A 14,674-nucleotide genomic window follows, 5' to 3' on the forward strand; every position below is an offset into this window, starting at 1 on the left:
TCAATCCGTCGCGTTCTTGTCCGGCATGATCCGCATGATCAGTTCGACCCGCCGGTTGGCCGCCCTGCCCGCCTGGCTGTCGTTGCTCTCCAGCGGTTTGGTGTCGGCATAACCCACCGCGCGCAGGCGCCGCGGATCGACGCCATCATGCACGAGTTCGCGCAGCACCGACGTGGCGCGACTGGTCGACAGATCCCAATTCGACGCGAACTGCCGCGTCAGGATAGGCACGTTGTCGCTGTGTCCTTCCACCGATACCGGATACTTGCTGCGGTTGATCACGTCGGCCAGCTTCTTGATCAAGGGACCGCCTTCCTTGCTGAGCGTCGCCTGCCCCGAGGTGAACAGCAGCTCGTTGCTGATGCGGAAGCTGACGGTCTGGCGGTTGATCCGCACGTCCACCGACTTGCCCAGGTCGGCCAGGCCCAGTTCGGCGGCGGTCGGCATCTTGACGGGCGGCGCCGGCGCTTCCAAGGGGTCGGTGGGCGCGGTCGCCGTCGGTTCCGGCGGCGGGTCCGGCAAGCGCGACCATTCCTCCGGAATCCGCGGCAGGTCCGCCGCCCACGGCTCGACGGGACCGGGCGGCAGTTTGGCCAGGCTGACGCCGGCAGCCACCTGCGGCGGCTTGGCGCCAGGGCCGGGGCCGATGCGGGTCAAGGCCAGCATCACCACGAACAACGCCAGCAGCAGCGTGATGAGGTCCAGATAGGTCATCAGCCAATTGTCGGGCTCCCTGTCCAGGGTTTCCGGCACGTGCCAGCGTTCGTAGCGGCTGCGCCGCACGGTCTTGCTACGCTCGCGGCGCTGGCGCTCCTCTTCTTCGGCCTTGCGCCGTATGGCGATGTCTATCCACGACGCGCGGGACGGATTGGAAGTCATGGCCGCTGCGACGTCGCCCGGTTGCGCAGGGAGGCGGCGTCCATCACGGGCGGGCTCGCCACGGTAGCGCCGGCCATGGTCGGCGCGGTGCGCGGGGCCGCCGGGCGTTGCGCGGCGCGTGCGCCGGCGCCAGCGGTGGCGGCCGCGGCCTTCGACTGGCTTTTCTTACTGGGCGGTTGTTCGCGGATCTCGTCCTCCAGGTTCTGCATGAAGGAGTTGAGCGTTTCGCGGACCACCGCGGGGCCACGCCGCTCGCACATCATCGAGATGCCCTGCAGAATCATGTTCATCAGGACCAGCCGCTGTTCGGTGCGGCGCTCCAGCTTGATGGCGATGGGCTTGCAGATCAGGTTGGCCAGCAGGATGCCGTAGAAGGTCGCGATCAGGGCGATGCCCATCTGTTTGCCGATGACGTCCATGCCCTGCGAGCCGAGCACCGTCATCAGGTTGACCAGGCCGATCAGCGTGGCCAGCATGCCGAAGGCGGGGGCGAAACTGGCCATCGTGCGGAACATCTGGGCTTCGGCCTGTTCACGCGCGCGCATGCGGGCGATGCGCCATTGCAGCAATTCGATGATCTGCTCTTCCGGCGTGTTGTCGATGATCAGTTGCACGCCGGTGCGCAGGAAGGGATTGGTGACCTTCTGCAGCTCGCGCTCGACGTTGTGTACGTTGGAGCTGGCCCAGCTGTGCGCCAGGGCGACCAGTTCGTCGATGTCGCGTTGGGTATCGAGCTTCTCATTGCGGAATACCAGGCGCAGCAGCGGGACGATCCGGCGCACCTCCGTCATGGGATAGCCGATGAACAGCGCGGCGGCCGTGCCGCCCAGGACGATGCCCAGGCCGGGCAGGTTGACGAAGGCGATCGCGTCGGGCGACGACGAGAATATCGCGGCCGCCAGGGTCGCGACGGCGACGGCGATGCCGATCAGGGTTGAAGCATTCATTATGGGGCCCATGGAGGCGGCCGGCCCGGGCCATCCGGCCGGCCGGGTCCCGCGCACGCGGGCGGGACGGTTCAATTCTAGTAAGCCGGCCCGGCAGTCAACGGCCGCAAAAAAGGCCTAAAACCCCCCGAAACCGGCCGATCACCCCCCGGAGCCGGCCTGCACCCCGGGGGCGGTCCTTGCACCTGGCACAAAAAAACTTTCCGGAGGTGGAAGGATTCCGCGCCGGCGCGCGTCTACCCCGGTATCGACCACTCTTTCGATACGAGGACGCGATGACCCTACGCTTTGCCCGCATCCGCCGCGGGGCGGTCCTGGCCCTGGCGGCAAGCCTGGCGCTGGGAGGCGCCGCCTGGGCCGCCGGGACGGCCGGCGGCGATGAAGCCGCCTTCCTGGCCGAAAACAACGCCGCCATGGACCGCATGATGGCCGGCATGGAGGCGAAACCCAGCGGCGACGTCGACCAGGATTTCGTTGCCATGATGATCCCGCACCACCAGGGCGCCATCGAGATGGCCCAGGCCGAGCTGCGCTACGGCCGCAACGAACAGCTGCGGCGGATCGCCCAGGAAATCATCGTCGACCAGCAGCAGGAGATCGCCGCGATGCGCCTGGCGCTCGGTCAGCCGCTGCCGCCATCCACACCCGCGCCCACCCAACCGGACCTTCCCGCCGGCGCGCCGTCATCGACGACGACGCCGATGTCCATGTCCCATCACCCTCACATGATGTCCTCAGGAGTACCCGAGCAATGAAACGCACAGCCGTCCTGAATATCCTGAGCGCCGCCCTGCTCTGCGCCGCGGCGTCCTCGCACGCCGGCCAGGCGCCCGGCGCCGCCTCCGCCGCCGACGTGCCGGCCAGTCACCGCGACCGCGTCTACGCCGCGGAGCAGTTCTCCAATACCGTGTCCGTGACCGATCCGGTGGACAACCGGCTGCTGGGCGTGATCCGGCTGGGCGATCCCGCGCCCGGCAACTTCAGCCCGCTGTATCGCGGCCAGGTGCTGGTGCATGGCATGGGGTATTCGCCCGATCACCGCACGCTCGCCGTGGTGTCCATAGGATCCAACTCGGTGACCTTCATCGATACGGCGACCAACAGCGTCAAGCACACCACCTACGTGGGCCGTTCGCCGCACGAGGCCTTCTATACGCCCGACGGCAAGGAAGTATGGGTGACCGTACGCGGCGAGAACTATGTGTCGGTGATCGATGCCAGGACCTACCAGGAGAAGACCCGCATCATCACGGCCGCCGGACCGGGCATGCAGATCTTCTCCCCGGACGGCAAGTACGGCTACGTGTGCTCCTCCTTCAATCCCGAAACCGTGGTGGTGCGGGTGTCCGATCACAAGATCGTCGGCAAGGTCCCGCAGGCCAGCCCTTTCTGCCCCAACATCGCCGCCACCGCGGACGGCAGGCAGGTGTGGTTCACGCTCAAGGACGTCGGCAAGGTGCAGGTCTTCGACGCGCGGCCGCCTTTCAAGCTGCTGAAAACCATGGACACCGGCCCTATCACGAACCACGTGAACTTCGTGCGCAACCAGGCCGGCAGCTTCGCCTACGTGACCGTCGGCGGCCTGAACCAGGTCAAGGTGTTCCGCACCGACGACTTCAGCCAGGTGGCGACGATACCGGTGGGCAAGCTGCCGCATGGCGTCTGGCCATCCGGCGACGGCAAGCGCGTCTATGTCGGCCTGGAGAACGGCGATGCCCTGGCCGCCATCGATACGGCGACCAACACGGTGGTCGGCAATGTGCCCATCGGCCAGGCCCCACAGGCAATCGCCTACGTGCCGGACGCGGTGCCCGAGGGTGACGGTATGCGGAACCTGCAGCCGCTGGGCGTGGCCGGCCAGGCCGCGCACCTGGCCCTGCATGCGGTCCAGGACGGCAAACCGCGGACCAGCGACATGCCGCCCACCTCCGTGACGCTATTCGATCAGGGGCTGCTGCAGGTGCTGCAGGCGTCCGCGACCGGGCTGGAACCCAAGCATCCCTATGTGCTGGCGCTGGCCGAACATGCCGATGGCAGCGGTGCCTTGCAGTCCCTGGCGGCCTTCACCACCAATCCCGCGGGATCGGCTATCGTCAACGCCATCGGTCCCATCCGCCAGGTCGTGCAGGCGGATGCGGCGGCGAAGGACAGCCAACGCTACCTGGTGATCGCGCCCCAGGTCGACGGCAAGGCAGGCGCGCCGGTACAGGTGCAGGCCCTTTGAAGTAAACCGGACAATGGCGCCATCGTCGCGGCGCCATTGAACGCCAGCCCACGAGGATTCCGAGTTGGACGATATGATGCGGCTCGTCGAGCCGCTGATCCCTTCGCTGCGCCGCTATGCCAGAGCGCTGCTGCATGACCGGTCGGTGGCCGACGACGTGGTGCAGGACTGCCTGGAGCGCGTCATTGCCCGCTGGCACCAGCGGCGCGAAGACGGCGACACCCGCAGATGGGTATTCGCCATTCTTCACAACATGGCGATGGATCATCTGCGGCGCGCCCGCCCGCGGGCGGGCGATGTGCCGCTGGACGGCGTGGACGATGCGGCGCTGGCCGTGCGCCCCGCGCAGGAGGACGCGCTGCATTACAACGACGTGCTGCGCGCGCTGGACCAATTGCCGGACGAGCAACGCAGCGTGCTGCTGCTGGTGTCGGTGGAAGACATGTCTTATGAAGAAGCGGCCAAGGTATTGGATATCCCCACCGGCACCGTCACATCGCGATTGGCGCGGGCCCGGGAGAAGCTGCTGCGCATCATGCGCGACGCCGTCGACGTCGGCTCGCGCAATGGCGCGGACAATCGCGATGCCGGGCGCGGCCGCCCGGCTCGCCCCTTGTTGCGGAGCGTGAAATGAACAGGGCCGACTCACCCATCCGCGAAGAGGACCTGCACGCCTATGTCGACGGCGTATTGCAAGGCGCGCGACGCGCCCAGGTCGAAGCCTACCTGGCCAGCCATCCCGAGGCCGCGCGGCGCGTGCGCGAGCATGCCGGGCTGCGCGGCCAGCTGCGCGAAGCACTGGCGCCGGTCATGGAAGAACCGATCCCGCCGGAGCTGGACCTGGCCCGCATGGTGGAAGCGCACCGGCAGCGGCGCCGGATCCCATGGCGCATCGCCGCGTCCATGCTGCTGGCCCTGGGATTGGGCGGCGTGGGCGGCTGGAGCCTGCGCGGCACCACGGAAGCGCCGGAGATCGTGGCGACCGCCGTCGCGCCCGGCGGGGTCGTGGCGCCCGGACCGGTAGCGTCCGCCGGCGGCATCGCCGCCCTGGCGCGCGAAGCCGCCGCCAGCTACCAGGTCTACGCCTCCGATCCCAACCGTCCGGTCGAAATGCCGGCCGCCGACAGCGCGCAATTGGTGGCGTGGATTTCGCAACGGCTGGAACGCCGTATCGCCCTGCCCGACCTGAACGCCGCCGGCTATCGCTTCATGGGGGGCCGTCTCATTGCCACCGAACACGGCCCCGCCGGCCTGTTCATGTATGACGACGCCCGGGGCACGCGCATCGCCATGATGGTCAGGCCGATGACGGTCGAACGCGATACGCCGATGTCGGCGCACAGGCAGGGCGATGTATCGGGTTATGCCTGGTCCGACCAGGGGCTGGGCTACAGCCTGATGGCGCCCGCGTCCGCGCCGGACGTGCATCCCATTGCCGACGAAGTGCGGCGGCAGGTCGACACCCTGCCCAAGCGCGGCTGACGGTCCGGGCGACGCCTCAGAACTGGAAGTAGATGAATTCGGTCCTGCCGAATACGCCGAACAGGAGCACGTAATAGCCCAGCGCCACGCCGGCGACCGTATTCAACGGCGCGATCGCGGCCAGGCGCTTGAGACGGTCCGGGCGATAGACCAGATGGAAGTCCACGACGAACAACAATGCGATCGACGCGGCCAGGACGGCGCTCTGGAAGGCCGATAAACCCAGCATATTGAATACGCCATAGGACATCGTTCCAGGCGCCCCCAGGTGGCGAAAGACCTCGACGGCATTCGGCAGCGTAGCCGCGCGGAAGAATATCCAGCCGGCCAGCACCAGCATCAGCGTCCAGGTCCGCCCCGCCGCGGTCGCCAGGCCGGGCCACGCGGCGGTCAGGCGCTCTCCCGCCGCGGTGCCCCGGAACCAGCGCTCCAGCACCAGGCCCAGCCCATGCAGCGCCCCCCAGGCGACGAAGGTCCAGGCCGCGCCGTGCCAGATGCCGCTGACGACAAAGACGATGATGATGTTGCGCACCGCCGTGCTTTCCTTGCCGCGGCTGCCGCCCAGCGGCATGTACAGGTAGTCGCGGAACCAGGACGACAGCGAGATGTGCCAGCGCCGCCAGAACTCCGTCAGGCTGGCCGAGAAGTACGGCTGCCTGAAGTTGATCATCAGTTCATAGTCCATGATGCGCGCGGCGCCCCGCGCGATATCCGAGTAGCCCGAGAAGTCGCAGTAGATCTGCACCGCGAACAGCACGGCCGCCAACGCGTGGTATCCGCCCGCATACGCGCCCGGGTCCGCATAGACGCCGGCGACAAAAGGCGAGATGGCATCGGCGATGCACATCTTCTTGAAGAGCCCATAGCCGATCAGCCAGCCGCCGCTGACCAGGTTGTCGTAGCGAAAAACGTGGCGGCGGCGGAACTGCGGCAGCATGTGCCCGCCGCGTTCGATCGGTCCGGCCACCAGTTGCGGAAAGAAAGAGACGTACTGCGCGTAAGTCAGGAAGTTGCGTTCCGCTGGAAGCCGGCGGTTGTAGACGTCCAGCGTGTACCCCACCGACTGGAAGGTATAGAACGAAATCCCGACAGGCAGGATCAGGCCCAGCGCATAGGCGGGGATTTCGATGCCGAAGAACCCGCTGATGCCGACCACATTGGCGATCACGAAGTCCAGGTACTTGACGGTCGCCAGGATGCCCAGGTTGATACTTAGCGCGATGATCATCGCCAGGCGCCGCCCGCGCGGGCCGCGGGCTTCCTCCATCGCCAGCGCGGTGGTGTAGTCGATGATGGTCGTAAAGGCGAGCAGGATGGCGAAGGACGGCCGCCAACCCATGTAGAACAGGTAGCTGGCCACCAGCAGCACCAGGGGCTGCCGCTTTGCCGGGACCGCGAAAAACACGGCCAGGAAGACCAGGAAGAAGCCGAGGAACTCGAAGGAATTGAATAGCATCAGTTCAGGATCCCGGTGTCGGCGAGCAAGCGCGCCAGATCCCGCGTGTAGGCGGTCGCGCCTATCGGATTCAAGTGCACGGCGTCGGAATAGTCCCTGGGCGGATAGATCCAGTAATCCGGCCCGACGACACGCATATCGGGATGGCCGGCGATGGCCAGGTTGCGCGTGGCGTCGCGCGCGGGCGCGGCCGCCTGCGCATGGCGCCGCATATTGCCCGGCACCAGTACGACCTTGAATCCGTACTCGCGCGCCAGCCGGTCGATTTCATCGAGCACGAAGGAGCTTGGCGGAAGGTCGCGCGGGATGAATTCGGCGGGATGGTCCGTGGCGATGGCGTAGTCGTCAGGCAGCTCGCCGCTGGGGAAGAAGCTCTGGCCCTTGATGAAGTACCACCCGCGCTGCGCCAGCATCCTGTCGCGCTCGTGCCGGCTGTCTTCGTAGCGCTGGCGGAATTCGAAGTGGCTGGTGGCGACGAAGGCCGCCAGGTCGCGCGGCAGGTCGCGGAACGGGACCAGCGCGTACAGGATGGTCTCGTCGTCGCGCAGGGCGTCCAGCACCGTGGGCCTGGGCTTGCCGTCCCACGGGATGGTCAGGAGGATATGGGTCGGAACATTGCCGGCGGCCAGTGCGGCCTTCAGGATAGGCAGGATGCGCGCGTCGCCGGGCAGCCCGAGGTTGTACGAGCGCACGCCGGGCTTGAAGGCGGCATCGAATTCTTCCGGGCGGAATCCGGCCAGGGTCTTGCTGTTGCCGAACACCAGGACGCGCGAGCTATCCTCCGACGAGAACAGGCGCGCCTTCACCAGGGACTGGAACTTGGCTTCCATGACCACGTCGGCGCCGGGCCGGATCAATGGGAAGGCCAGATAGCACCAGTCCAGCACCGCCCATACCGCCGCGGCAATAAAAAGGAACCGCGCCACCGACCGGGCAGGCGCCTGGGCGCGCTGGCTGGCCGAGGGCGCGTCGACGTGCGTGCTCAGGGTGCGCAGGGATTCCACGTTTTCTTCTTGCATGATGAACGTGCTTCCTCTGGAATTGCCTGCATCCTGGCACGCCGGTACTCATCCTTTCCATAACCCTTTCGGAGGGGTCATTCCTAGGAAGGAGTTCGCCCGGGCGAGCGGGCGCCGCGGGCGGGCCGGCTATTCCAGCGGCGCGCGGACGACGTTCGCCAAAGGCTGGCCGCTCGCCAGGCGATCGATGTTCGCCGCGATGAAGGCATACCTGCGCCACGGCAGATCGACCGTCCATGCCGAGGCATGCGGCGTGGCGACGACATTGGGAAGATCGAGGAAAGGCAGCGACGACGGCGGCACCTGGTCGTCGGCGGCCTTGGGATAGCGGTACCAGACATCCAGGAACGCGCCGGCGATGATCCCGTCGCGCAATGCCGCGTACAGGTCTTCCTCACGGGCGATTTCGGCGCGCGAGATGTTGATCAGCACGGCATCGCGGCGCATGCGCGCCAGCGTGCGCGCATTGAACAGGCCGCGGGTATCCTCCGTCAGCGGGCAGCTGATCACGACGAATCCGGCCAGCGGCAAGGCCGCGTCCAATTGCGCGGGCGCGAACAGACCGTCCACCAGGCCGGCCGGCGGCCGGGCATGCGCATCGACGGCCAGCACGCGCATGCCGAAGGCGCGTGCTCGCGTGGCGATGGCCCCGCCGATGCGGCCCAGGCCTATCAGCAGCAGCGTCTTGCCATACAGTTCCGCGTGCGGCGGCCGGTTCCGGTACAGGTCCGACCAGGACCGCGCGTCGAAGCGCGACGCCAGCTCGCGCAGGCGTATCTGCCATTCCAGCATCGCCAGGCTGACGTACTCGGCGATGGGGATTTCGTGTTCGTACACATTGCAGACCGTCGCGCCGGCCGGGACGCTGCCCATGTCGATGGCGTCCAGGCCCGCGCCCGGCACGTGCAACAGGCGGAACGGCGGCGCGGCCCCCGGCCGGCGGAAACGCAGCGACACCACGACATCGCCGGCGCCGATCAGGTGGTCATGGTCCGCCGCGTGGGCGGCCTCGCGCGGCAAGGGCATGATGTCGGCGCCGCAAGCCAGGCGCGCGGCGAGCTTGCCGGCGTGAGCGGCGGCTTCTCCGACCAGGAATATCTTCACCTTGGATCTCCCCGACCGGCCGCGCTATTGCAGGAAACCCGTGGATATCCATGGGACCGCCGCGATCACCAGTACGCCGATGAACAAGGCCAGCATATAGCCCGCGATGGGCCGCATGCCTTCGTCCGGCGATGCGCGGCCGATCGCCGACGCCACGTAATAGCCCACGCCGAACGGCGGCGCGAACAGGCCGATGCCCATGGCCAGGATGACGACCATGGCGTAGTGCACCTCATGCACCCCGACCTGCTGGGCGATGGGAAACAGCAGGGGACCGAACAGCACGATGGCGGGCACGCCCTCCAGCACACTGCCCAGGACGACGAACAAGACGATGGACACGGCCAGGAAGCCGAACTTGCCGCCGGGCAGGCCCGACATCAATGCCGCCAGGTCGGTGGAAAAACCGGAACGCGTCAGGCACCAGGCCATGGCGGTGGCCGTGCCGATGATCAGCAGGATGGCGCCGGACAGGGCGGCGGTCTCCACCAGGATGGGAAGCAGCCGCGACCAATCGCAGCCGCGCTGCACCAGCAAGGCGATTAGCAGCGCGTACACGATCCCGATGGTGGAGACCTCGGTGGCCGTCGCCACGCCGTCGACCACGGCGAAGCGGATCAGGAAAGGCAGCACCAGCGCCGGCACCGCGGCCAGCAGCGACTGCCCTATGACGGCCGCGCCAGGCCATGCCGCGCCGGCCAGATCCTCGCTGCGATAACGCCGCCACACCACCGCGCACAAGGCCACCGCCAGCAAGGCGCCGGGCAGCAGGCCGCCGGTGAACAGCGCGGCGATGGAAACCCCGGTCACGGAGCCTATGGTGATCAGCACGATGCTGGGCGGTATGGTTTCGGTCTGCGCCGCCGTGGCGGCCAGCAAGGCGACCAGGTCCCCTTCCCTGGCGCCGCGCTTCTTCATTTCGGGAAACAGCGCCGGCGCCACCGCCGCCATGTCCGCGGCCTTGGCGCCGGATATGCCCGACACCAGGTACATCGCGCCGATCAACACGTAGGCCAGGCCGCCGCGCTTATGGCCGATCAGGTTGGCCAGGAAGGCCACCATGCGGCGCGCCATGCCGGTCATTTCGATCAGCAGCCCGAGAAAGATGAACAAGGGAACGGCCAGCAGCACCAGGTGCGACATCCCTTCGTCCATGCGTCCCACCATGGTGGCCAGCGGGACCCGCGTGGCCAGCGCCAGATACCCGAAGGTGGCCAGCCCGAAACCGAAGGCGATCGGTACGCCGGCGAATACGGTCAATACCACCACGCCAAGGAAGAACACCAGCAGGTTGAGCTTGCCCAGGCCGGCGAACAGGGGTTGTCCGGCCCAGAACGCCAGCGCGAGCAAAGCCACCGTGCAAAGCGCGGCCAGGACGATGCGGCGGTCGGCGGCCCGGGCCAGCCGCAAGACGCTGGCGACCAGCATCAGGGCCGCCGCCGCCGGCAGCGCGGCGGCGCGCCAGCTGCCGGAGATCTCCAGCGCCGGCGTAACGAAGGCCGCCTGTTTGCCGGCGAAACGGATGGCGGGCAGCATGATCAGCGCCAGGAACAGCAGCGCCGCGCCGGCGGCCACGGCCTCCAGATAGGCGCGCGTGCCCGGGCCGCATTTGGATACCAGCGCCGTCATGCGCATGTGCTCGCCGCGCCGCAGCGCGACGGCGGCGCCGAGCGCGGACAGCCACAGGAACAGGATGGACGATGCCTCGTCGGTCCAGGTGATAGGCATGTGCAAGGCGTAGCGCGCGACGATGCCGGTGAACAGGATGACGACTTCCGCCACGACCAGGCAGGCGGCGGGGTATTCGACCGTCCAGCGCCACGTGGCGTCGGCCAGCGCCAGTGCGCGGAGGCCGACCGCGGCCGGGCTCTTCTTGTCCCGCTCAACGTGCCGCTTGTCTTCCCGCTCGCCGTCCACATCCACGCGCGCGCGCAGCCGCGCGACCAGTTCCGCCTTGGCTCGCGGACTCCAGGGCGCCGTGCTCATGACAGTTTCCCGACCGCGCCTTCCAGTACGGACCAGGCCTGCGCGCCGAACTTGGACTGCCAGTCACTGTAGAACCCGGCCTTGCGCAGCGCCTCCCGAAACGGCGCGGGATCCGCGCGATTCACCGCCAGGCCGCGCTGCGCCAGGCCCGCGCCCAGCGACTCGTTCAGTTGCGCGATGTCGGCGCGCTGGCGCGGCGCCAGGTCATTGAAACCGCGGCTGACGATGGCCTGCAGGTCGGCGGGCAGGCCATCCCAGGCGTCGCCGTTGATGACGATCCACGAGCCGTCCCAGATGTGGTTGGTCAGGGAGCAGAATTTCTGCACTTCGTAGAACTTCGCCGTGTCGGTGACCACCAGCGGGTTCTCCTGGCCTTCCACCACGCCGGTCTGCAAGGCGGTATAGACCTCCGCCAGGTTGATGCTGGTGGGCGCGGCGCCCAAGGCCTTGAACAGCGAGATATACATCGGGCTGACAGGCACGCGCAGCTTCAGGTTGGCCAGGTCCCTGGGGGTGTTGACGGGCCGGTTGCTGGTGGTGATCTCGCGAAAGCCGTTGTCCCAGATGCGGTCGACGGCGTGCAGCCCTTTCTCGGCGAAAGCGTCGCGCACGAAGGCGCCGAGCCTGCCGTCCATGGCGGCCCATACCGATGCATAGTCCTGGAAAATGAAGCCCACGCCGCTGATGGCGGCGTGCGGCACCAGGGTCGACATGATGATGCCGCCGGTGGTGAAGATTTCGATGCCGCCCGAATAGACCTGCGACAACAGGTCGTTGTCGCCGCCGAGCTGGCTGTTGGGGAACACGCCGATGTCCACCTGGCCCTTGCTCTGTTGCCTGATCCAGGCCGCGGCCTCGACCGCGTGCTTGTGTATGGGATGGCTGGGTGGAAAACCGTGGCCGAACTTCCAGGAATACTCGGCGGCGGCGCGGGCGGCGGGCAAGCCGGCGCCCATCCCGGTGGCGGCAATCGCCGCGGCGCCGGCGGCCTTGATCAACTGTCTGCGGCTTATCATCGTCATGTCTCCTGTACAGCGGCCATATCGGTTTTATAGGTGGGTCCCGGGCCGCGAGGCGGCGCGGGGCGTCAGGCTCGCCGGCCCCCTGTCACACCGGGCGCTCGCCTTCCCAGGCGGCCTCCAGGATGCGCCGGACCACGTCTTCCGTGACCGGCCCCGGGTTCTGGCCGTCGTCGGTCTCGATAGTGATGCGGGCCGCATCGTGCAGCGCGGCGCGGTCCAGGCCGGTGCCGGTCAAGCCCATGCGGATGTCCAGCGCGGTGGCCAGGTCGTGGATGGCTGCGCCTATGCCGGTCTCGTCAGGGCCGGCCGCGCCTGGGCCGGCCGCGCCTGAGCCGGCCGCGCCGATAGCCGCGCCCAGCCGGCCTAGCGGCTCCGGCGCGTACGCGCTGTTGTAGTGCGCCACATACGGCAGCACCAGCGTATGCGACAGCCCATGGGCAATGTTGAAGCTGCCGCCCAGCACGTGCGCCAGCCCATGCTGCAGCGCGAAGCCGCCGGTCAGCGCCACGCCGCCCAGATAGGCGCCGTACAGCAACTCGGAACGAGCCTCGATATCGCCCGGCCGCGCAATGACGCGCGGCGCGGCTCGCGCGATGACGCGCGCCCCCTCGACAGCCGCGAGCGCCGTTACCGGATCGACCGTGGGCACGTAAATGGCATCCACGCAATGCGCCAGCGCGTTCATGGCGCTGGCCGCGCTGATGTCCGCCGGCAGGCCGAGCGTCAATTCCGGGTCGTAGACCACCGTGGACGCCAGCATGTTCAGACTGGTGTGCATGCGCTTGACGCCGTCGATGGTGATCCCGCAGAAGCCGGTCACCTCCGAACCTGAATACGTCGTGGGGATGGCGACGATGGGCAGCCCCAGCTCCAGCGATATCCCCTTGCCCAGGCCGATCGCCGCGCCGCCGCCCGCGCTGACGATGCAATCGGCGCCGGCGTCGCGCGCGGCTTGCCGGCCCACGCGTGCCAACTCGATGGGAACCTGCGATACCGCTTCCGGCCAGAGGCCGGCACAGCGATCGCCCAACAGGGAAGCCACGCGGTCGCCCAGCGCGGCGCGGCCGGGCGTGGTGACGATCAGCGCGCGGCGCGCGCCCAGCCGGTCCACCTCTTCCGCAATACCGTCGATGGCGCCTCGCGCGAATACGACGCGCGCGGGTGTGGCGTTGTACACGCCGCCGGGAGTTGAGAATTTCATGCGCTCGTCCATTCCATCGTTGTGATTCGAACCGGCCGGCCTACCACTCGACGATGGTGCCATCGTCCAGCACCGCGCCGGTCGCGTGCATGACTTCCTGCTTGAAGGGATGCCTGGCGGCTTCCGTCTCGTTGATTTCCACGCCCAGGCCGGGGCCCAGCGGCACCTCCCAGTGCGTACCCACGCGCCGCAGCGGCGTTTGCACCACGTCGTCGTACCAGGGCACGGCGCCGCTCATTTCTTCCTGGATCAGGAAATTGGGCGTGGAGACGTCGTAGTGCAGCGCCGCCACGCCCGCGATGGGCCCATTGGGATTGTGCGGCGCGATGCCGATCAACTCGGCTTCGGCGACGGCGGCGATGCGCTTGCCCTCCAGCAGGCCGCCCGTGTGGTTCAGGTCGGGTTGCGCGACGTGCACGGCCTTGCCGGTCAGTATCGGCATGAACTCGTTCAGGCCCACCAGGCGTTCGCCGGAAGCGATCGGGCAAGGCGCGCGCAGGGCGATTTCGCGCAGCGCCGCGGTATCGCCCGGCTGCACGGGCTCCTCGCAGAACATGGGCTGGTATGGCGCCAGCGCCTCGATGAATCCCAGCGATGCGGCGATCGAGCCGGGACGGCCATGGAAGTCGACCATGATGTCCACCGACTCGCCCACGGCGTCGCGCACGGTCTCCATGAGGCGCCCGACGTGCTTGCGAGCGGCGATGGAGGACACATGGTTGCCGTATGGAATGAAGACCACCTTCAGCGCGTCATAGCCCTTCTCCACCACCCGCAGCGCGCTTTCCCGCAGTCTGCCGTGGTCGAAGGTCTCATAGACCGACTTCATATCGCCCAGGCCCAGATGCGTGTACAGGCGCACCTTGTCGCGCACCTGGCCGCCGAGCAGGCGCCACACCGGCACGTCCAGGCTCTTGGCGTAGATGTCCCACAGCGCGTGCTCGATGCCGCTGATGGCCGTTACGCCGATGATGCCCAGCTTGTAGTAACTGTGCTTGTGCATGGCGCGCACGCACTGTTCGATGTCGCGCGGATCGCGCCCGACCAGCAAGGGCTCCAGGTCCTCGACGGCGCCGGTGACGGCGCGGGTTTTCCAGTTCAGGCTGGCCTCGCCCCAGCCGTACAGGCCGTCCTGGTCGGTCTGCACCTTGACGAAAATCCAGTTGCGCATCTCGGCGTTGACCACGATGGTGCGCACGCTGACGATTTTGATGGACGGCCCGGTCCCGGGCGCGGCGGCCTGCACAGGCGTCATCGCTTTGTCTCCTGCTTTTATGGATGTAGTGCAGCAGACAATAGGAGCGTGGCTAGAAAAGCTCCAATTCTTTTTTTGACTCTATTGAGTAGTTTTGCT

General features: G+C 67.6%; 13 protein-coding genes. 4 read left to right on the plus strand and 9 right to left on the minus strand.

The genetic code is table 11. The annotated features are described in order from the left end of the window. The gene (locus ACNA0R_RS17140; RefSeq protein ID WP_415827247.1) at nt 1-879 is read right to left on the minus strand and encodes an OmpA/MotB family protein; all 879 of its coding nucleotides are present in this window, start codon (nt 877-879) and stop codon (nt 1-3) included. Further along, nucleotides 876-1,826, minus strand: a complete 951-nt coding sequence (locus ACNA0R_RS17145) for a motility protein A (RefSeq protein WP_415827248.1) — start codon at nt 1,824-1,826, stop codon at nt 876-878. The genes ACNA0R_RS17140 and ACNA0R_RS17145 overlap by 4 nt, the downstream gene beginning before the upstream one ends. 275 nt (nt 1,827-2,101) lie before the next feature. Between ACNA0R_RS17145 and ACNA0R_RS17150 the strand changes: the two genes are divergently transcribed. The 4 genes from ACNA0R_RS17150 to ACNA0R_RS17165 all read left to right on the plus strand — a co-directional run bounded on the left by ACNA0R_RS17150 (nt 2,102) and on the right by ACNA0R_RS17165 (nt 5,532). Next, on the plus strand, nt 2,102-2,581 hold the full coding sequence (locus tag ACNA0R_RS17150; RefSeq protein ID WP_415827249.1) for a DUF305 domain-containing protein: 480 nt from the start codon (nt 2,102-2,104) through the stop codon (nt 2,579-2,581). Continuing rightward, complete coding sequence (locus tag ACNA0R_RS17155; RefSeq protein WP_415827250.1) at nt 2,578-4,050, plus strand: YncE family protein; 1,473 nt, start codon at nt 2,578-2,580, stop codon at nt 4,048-4,050. Before ACNA0R_RS17150 ends, ACNA0R_RS17155 begins: the two co-directional genes overlap by 4 nt. A 73-nt stretch (nt 4,051-4,123) precedes the next feature. Continuing rightward, nucleotides 4,124-4,684, plus strand: coding sequence for an RNA polymerase sigma factor (locus ACNA0R_RS17160; RefSeq protein ID WP_415827329.1), 561 nt, complete (start codon nt 4,124-4,126; stop codon nt 4,682-4,684). Next, nucleotides 4,681-5,532, plus strand: a complete 852-nt coding sequence (locus ACNA0R_RS17165; RefSeq protein ID WP_415827251.1) for an anti-sigma factor family protein — start codon at nt 4,681-4,683, stop codon at nt 5,530-5,532. Before ACNA0R_RS17160 ends, ACNA0R_RS17165 begins: the two co-directional genes overlap by 4 nt. Nucleotides 5,533-5,548: 16 nt before the next feature. Here the strand turns inward: ACNA0R_RS17165 and ACNA0R_RS17170 are convergent, their stop codons facing one another. The 7 genes from ACNA0R_RS17170 to ACNA0R_RS17200 form a co-directional block, all read right to left on the minus strand. Continuing rightward, nucleotides 5,549-6,988, minus strand: a complete 1,440-nt coding sequence (locus ACNA0R_RS17170; RefSeq protein ID WP_415827252.1) for an MBOAT family O-acyltransferase — start codon at nt 6,986-6,988, stop codon at nt 5,549-5,551. Beyond that, a complete protein-coding gene (locus ACNA0R_RS17175) occupies nt 6,988-8,007 on the minus strand; it encodes a hypothetical protein (RefSeq protein ID WP_415827253.1) in 1,020 nt (339 codons plus the stop codon). Before ACNA0R_RS17175 ends, ACNA0R_RS17170 begins: the two co-directional genes overlap by 1 nt. A gap of 129 nt (nt 8,008-8,136) precedes the next feature. Continuing rightward, nucleotides 8,137-9,111, minus strand: a complete 975-nt coding sequence (locus ACNA0R_RS17180; protein WP_415827254.1) for a 2-hydroxyacid dehydrogenase — start codon at nt 9,109-9,111, stop codon at nt 8,137-8,139. Nucleotides 9,112-9,135: 24 nt separating this feature from the next. Then, the gene (locus tag ACNA0R_RS17185; RefSeq protein ID WP_415827255.1) at nt 9,136-11,097 is read right to left on the minus strand and encodes a TRAP transporter large permease; all 1,962 of its coding nucleotides are present in this window, start codon (nt 11,095-11,097) and stop codon (nt 9,136-9,138) included. Next, complete coding sequence (locus tag ACNA0R_RS17190) at nt 11,094-12,119, minus strand: TRAP transporter substrate-binding protein (RefSeq protein ID WP_415827256.1); 1,026 nt, start codon at nt 12,117-12,119, stop codon at nt 11,094-11,096. Before ACNA0R_RS17190 ends, ACNA0R_RS17185 begins: the two co-directional genes overlap by 4 nt. A gap of 85 nt (nt 12,120-12,204) precedes the next feature. Then, entirely contained in the window at nt 12,205-13,320 is a 1,116-nt protein-coding gene (locus ACNA0R_RS17195; RefSeq protein ID WP_415827257.1) for a maleylacetate reductase, read from the minus strand. Nucleotides 13,321-13,360: 40 nt separating this feature from the next. Continuing rightward, the gene (locus ACNA0R_RS17200; protein WP_415827258.1) at nt 13,361-14,575 is read right to left on the minus strand and encodes an enolase C-terminal domain-like protein; all 1,215 of its coding nucleotides are present in this window, start codon (nt 14,573-14,575) and stop codon (nt 13,361-13,363) included. Nucleotides 14,576-14,674 lie beyond the last annotated feature (99 nt).

This window comes from Bordetella sputigena (genome assembly GCF_965137885.1).
Taxonomy (GTDB): Bacteria; Pseudomonadota; Gammaproteobacteria; order Burkholderiales; family Burkholderiaceae_B; genus Bordetella_C; species Bordetella_C sputigena.

What these genes read in the sequence shown, in the direction of transcription:
- ACNA0R_RS17140 (WP_415827247.1), bottom strand. Translation starts at nt 879, where the DNA reads ATGACTTCCAATCCGTCCCGCGCGTCGTGGATAGACATCGCCATACGG.
- ACNA0R_RS17145 (WP_415827248.1), bottom strand. Translation starts at nt 1,826, where the DNA reads ATGAATGCTTCAACCCTGATCGGCATCGCCGTCGCCGTCGCGACCCTG.
- ACNA0R_RS17150 (WP_415827249.1), top strand. Translation starts at nt 2,102, where the DNA reads ATGACCCTACGCTTTGCCCGCATCCGCCGCGGGGCGGTCCTGGCCCTG.
- ACNA0R_RS17155 (WP_415827250.1), top strand. Translation starts at nt 2,578, where the DNA reads ATGAAACGCACAGCCGTCCTGAATATCCTGAGCGCCGCCCTGCTCTGC.
- ACNA0R_RS17160 (WP_415827329.1), top strand. Translation starts at nt 4,124, where the DNA reads ATGATGCGGCTCGTCGAGCCGCTGATCCCTTCGCTGCGCCGCTATGCC.
- ACNA0R_RS17165 (WP_415827251.1), top strand. Translation starts at nt 4,681, where the DNA reads ATGAACAGGGCCGACTCACCCATCCGCGAAGAGGACCTGCACGCCTAT.
- ACNA0R_RS17170 (WP_415827252.1), bottom strand. Translation starts at nt 6,988, where the DNA reads ATGCTATTCAATTCCTTCGAGTTCCTCGGCTTCTTCCTGGTCTTCCTG.
- ACNA0R_RS17175 (WP_415827253.1), bottom strand. Translation starts at nt 8,007, where the DNA reads ATGCAAGAAGAAAACGTGGAATCCCTGCGCACCCTGAGCACGCACGTC.
- ACNA0R_RS17185 (WP_415827255.1), bottom strand. Translation starts at nt 11,097, where the DNA reads ATGAGCACGGCGCCCTGGAGTCCGCGAGCCAAGGCGGAACTGGTCGCG.
- ACNA0R_RS17190 (WP_415827256.1), bottom strand. Translation starts at nt 12,119, where the DNA reads ATGACGATGATAAGCCGCAGACAGTTGATCAAGGCCGCCGGCGCCGCG.
- ACNA0R_RS17195 (WP_415827257.1), bottom strand. Translation starts at nt 13,320, where the DNA reads ATGAAATTCTCAACTCCCGGCGGCGTGTACAACGCCACACCCGCGCGC.
- ACNA0R_RS17200 (WP_415827258.1), bottom strand. Translation starts at nt 14,575, where the DNA reads ATGACGCCTGTGCAGGCCGCCGCGCCCGGGACCGGGCCGTCCATCAAA.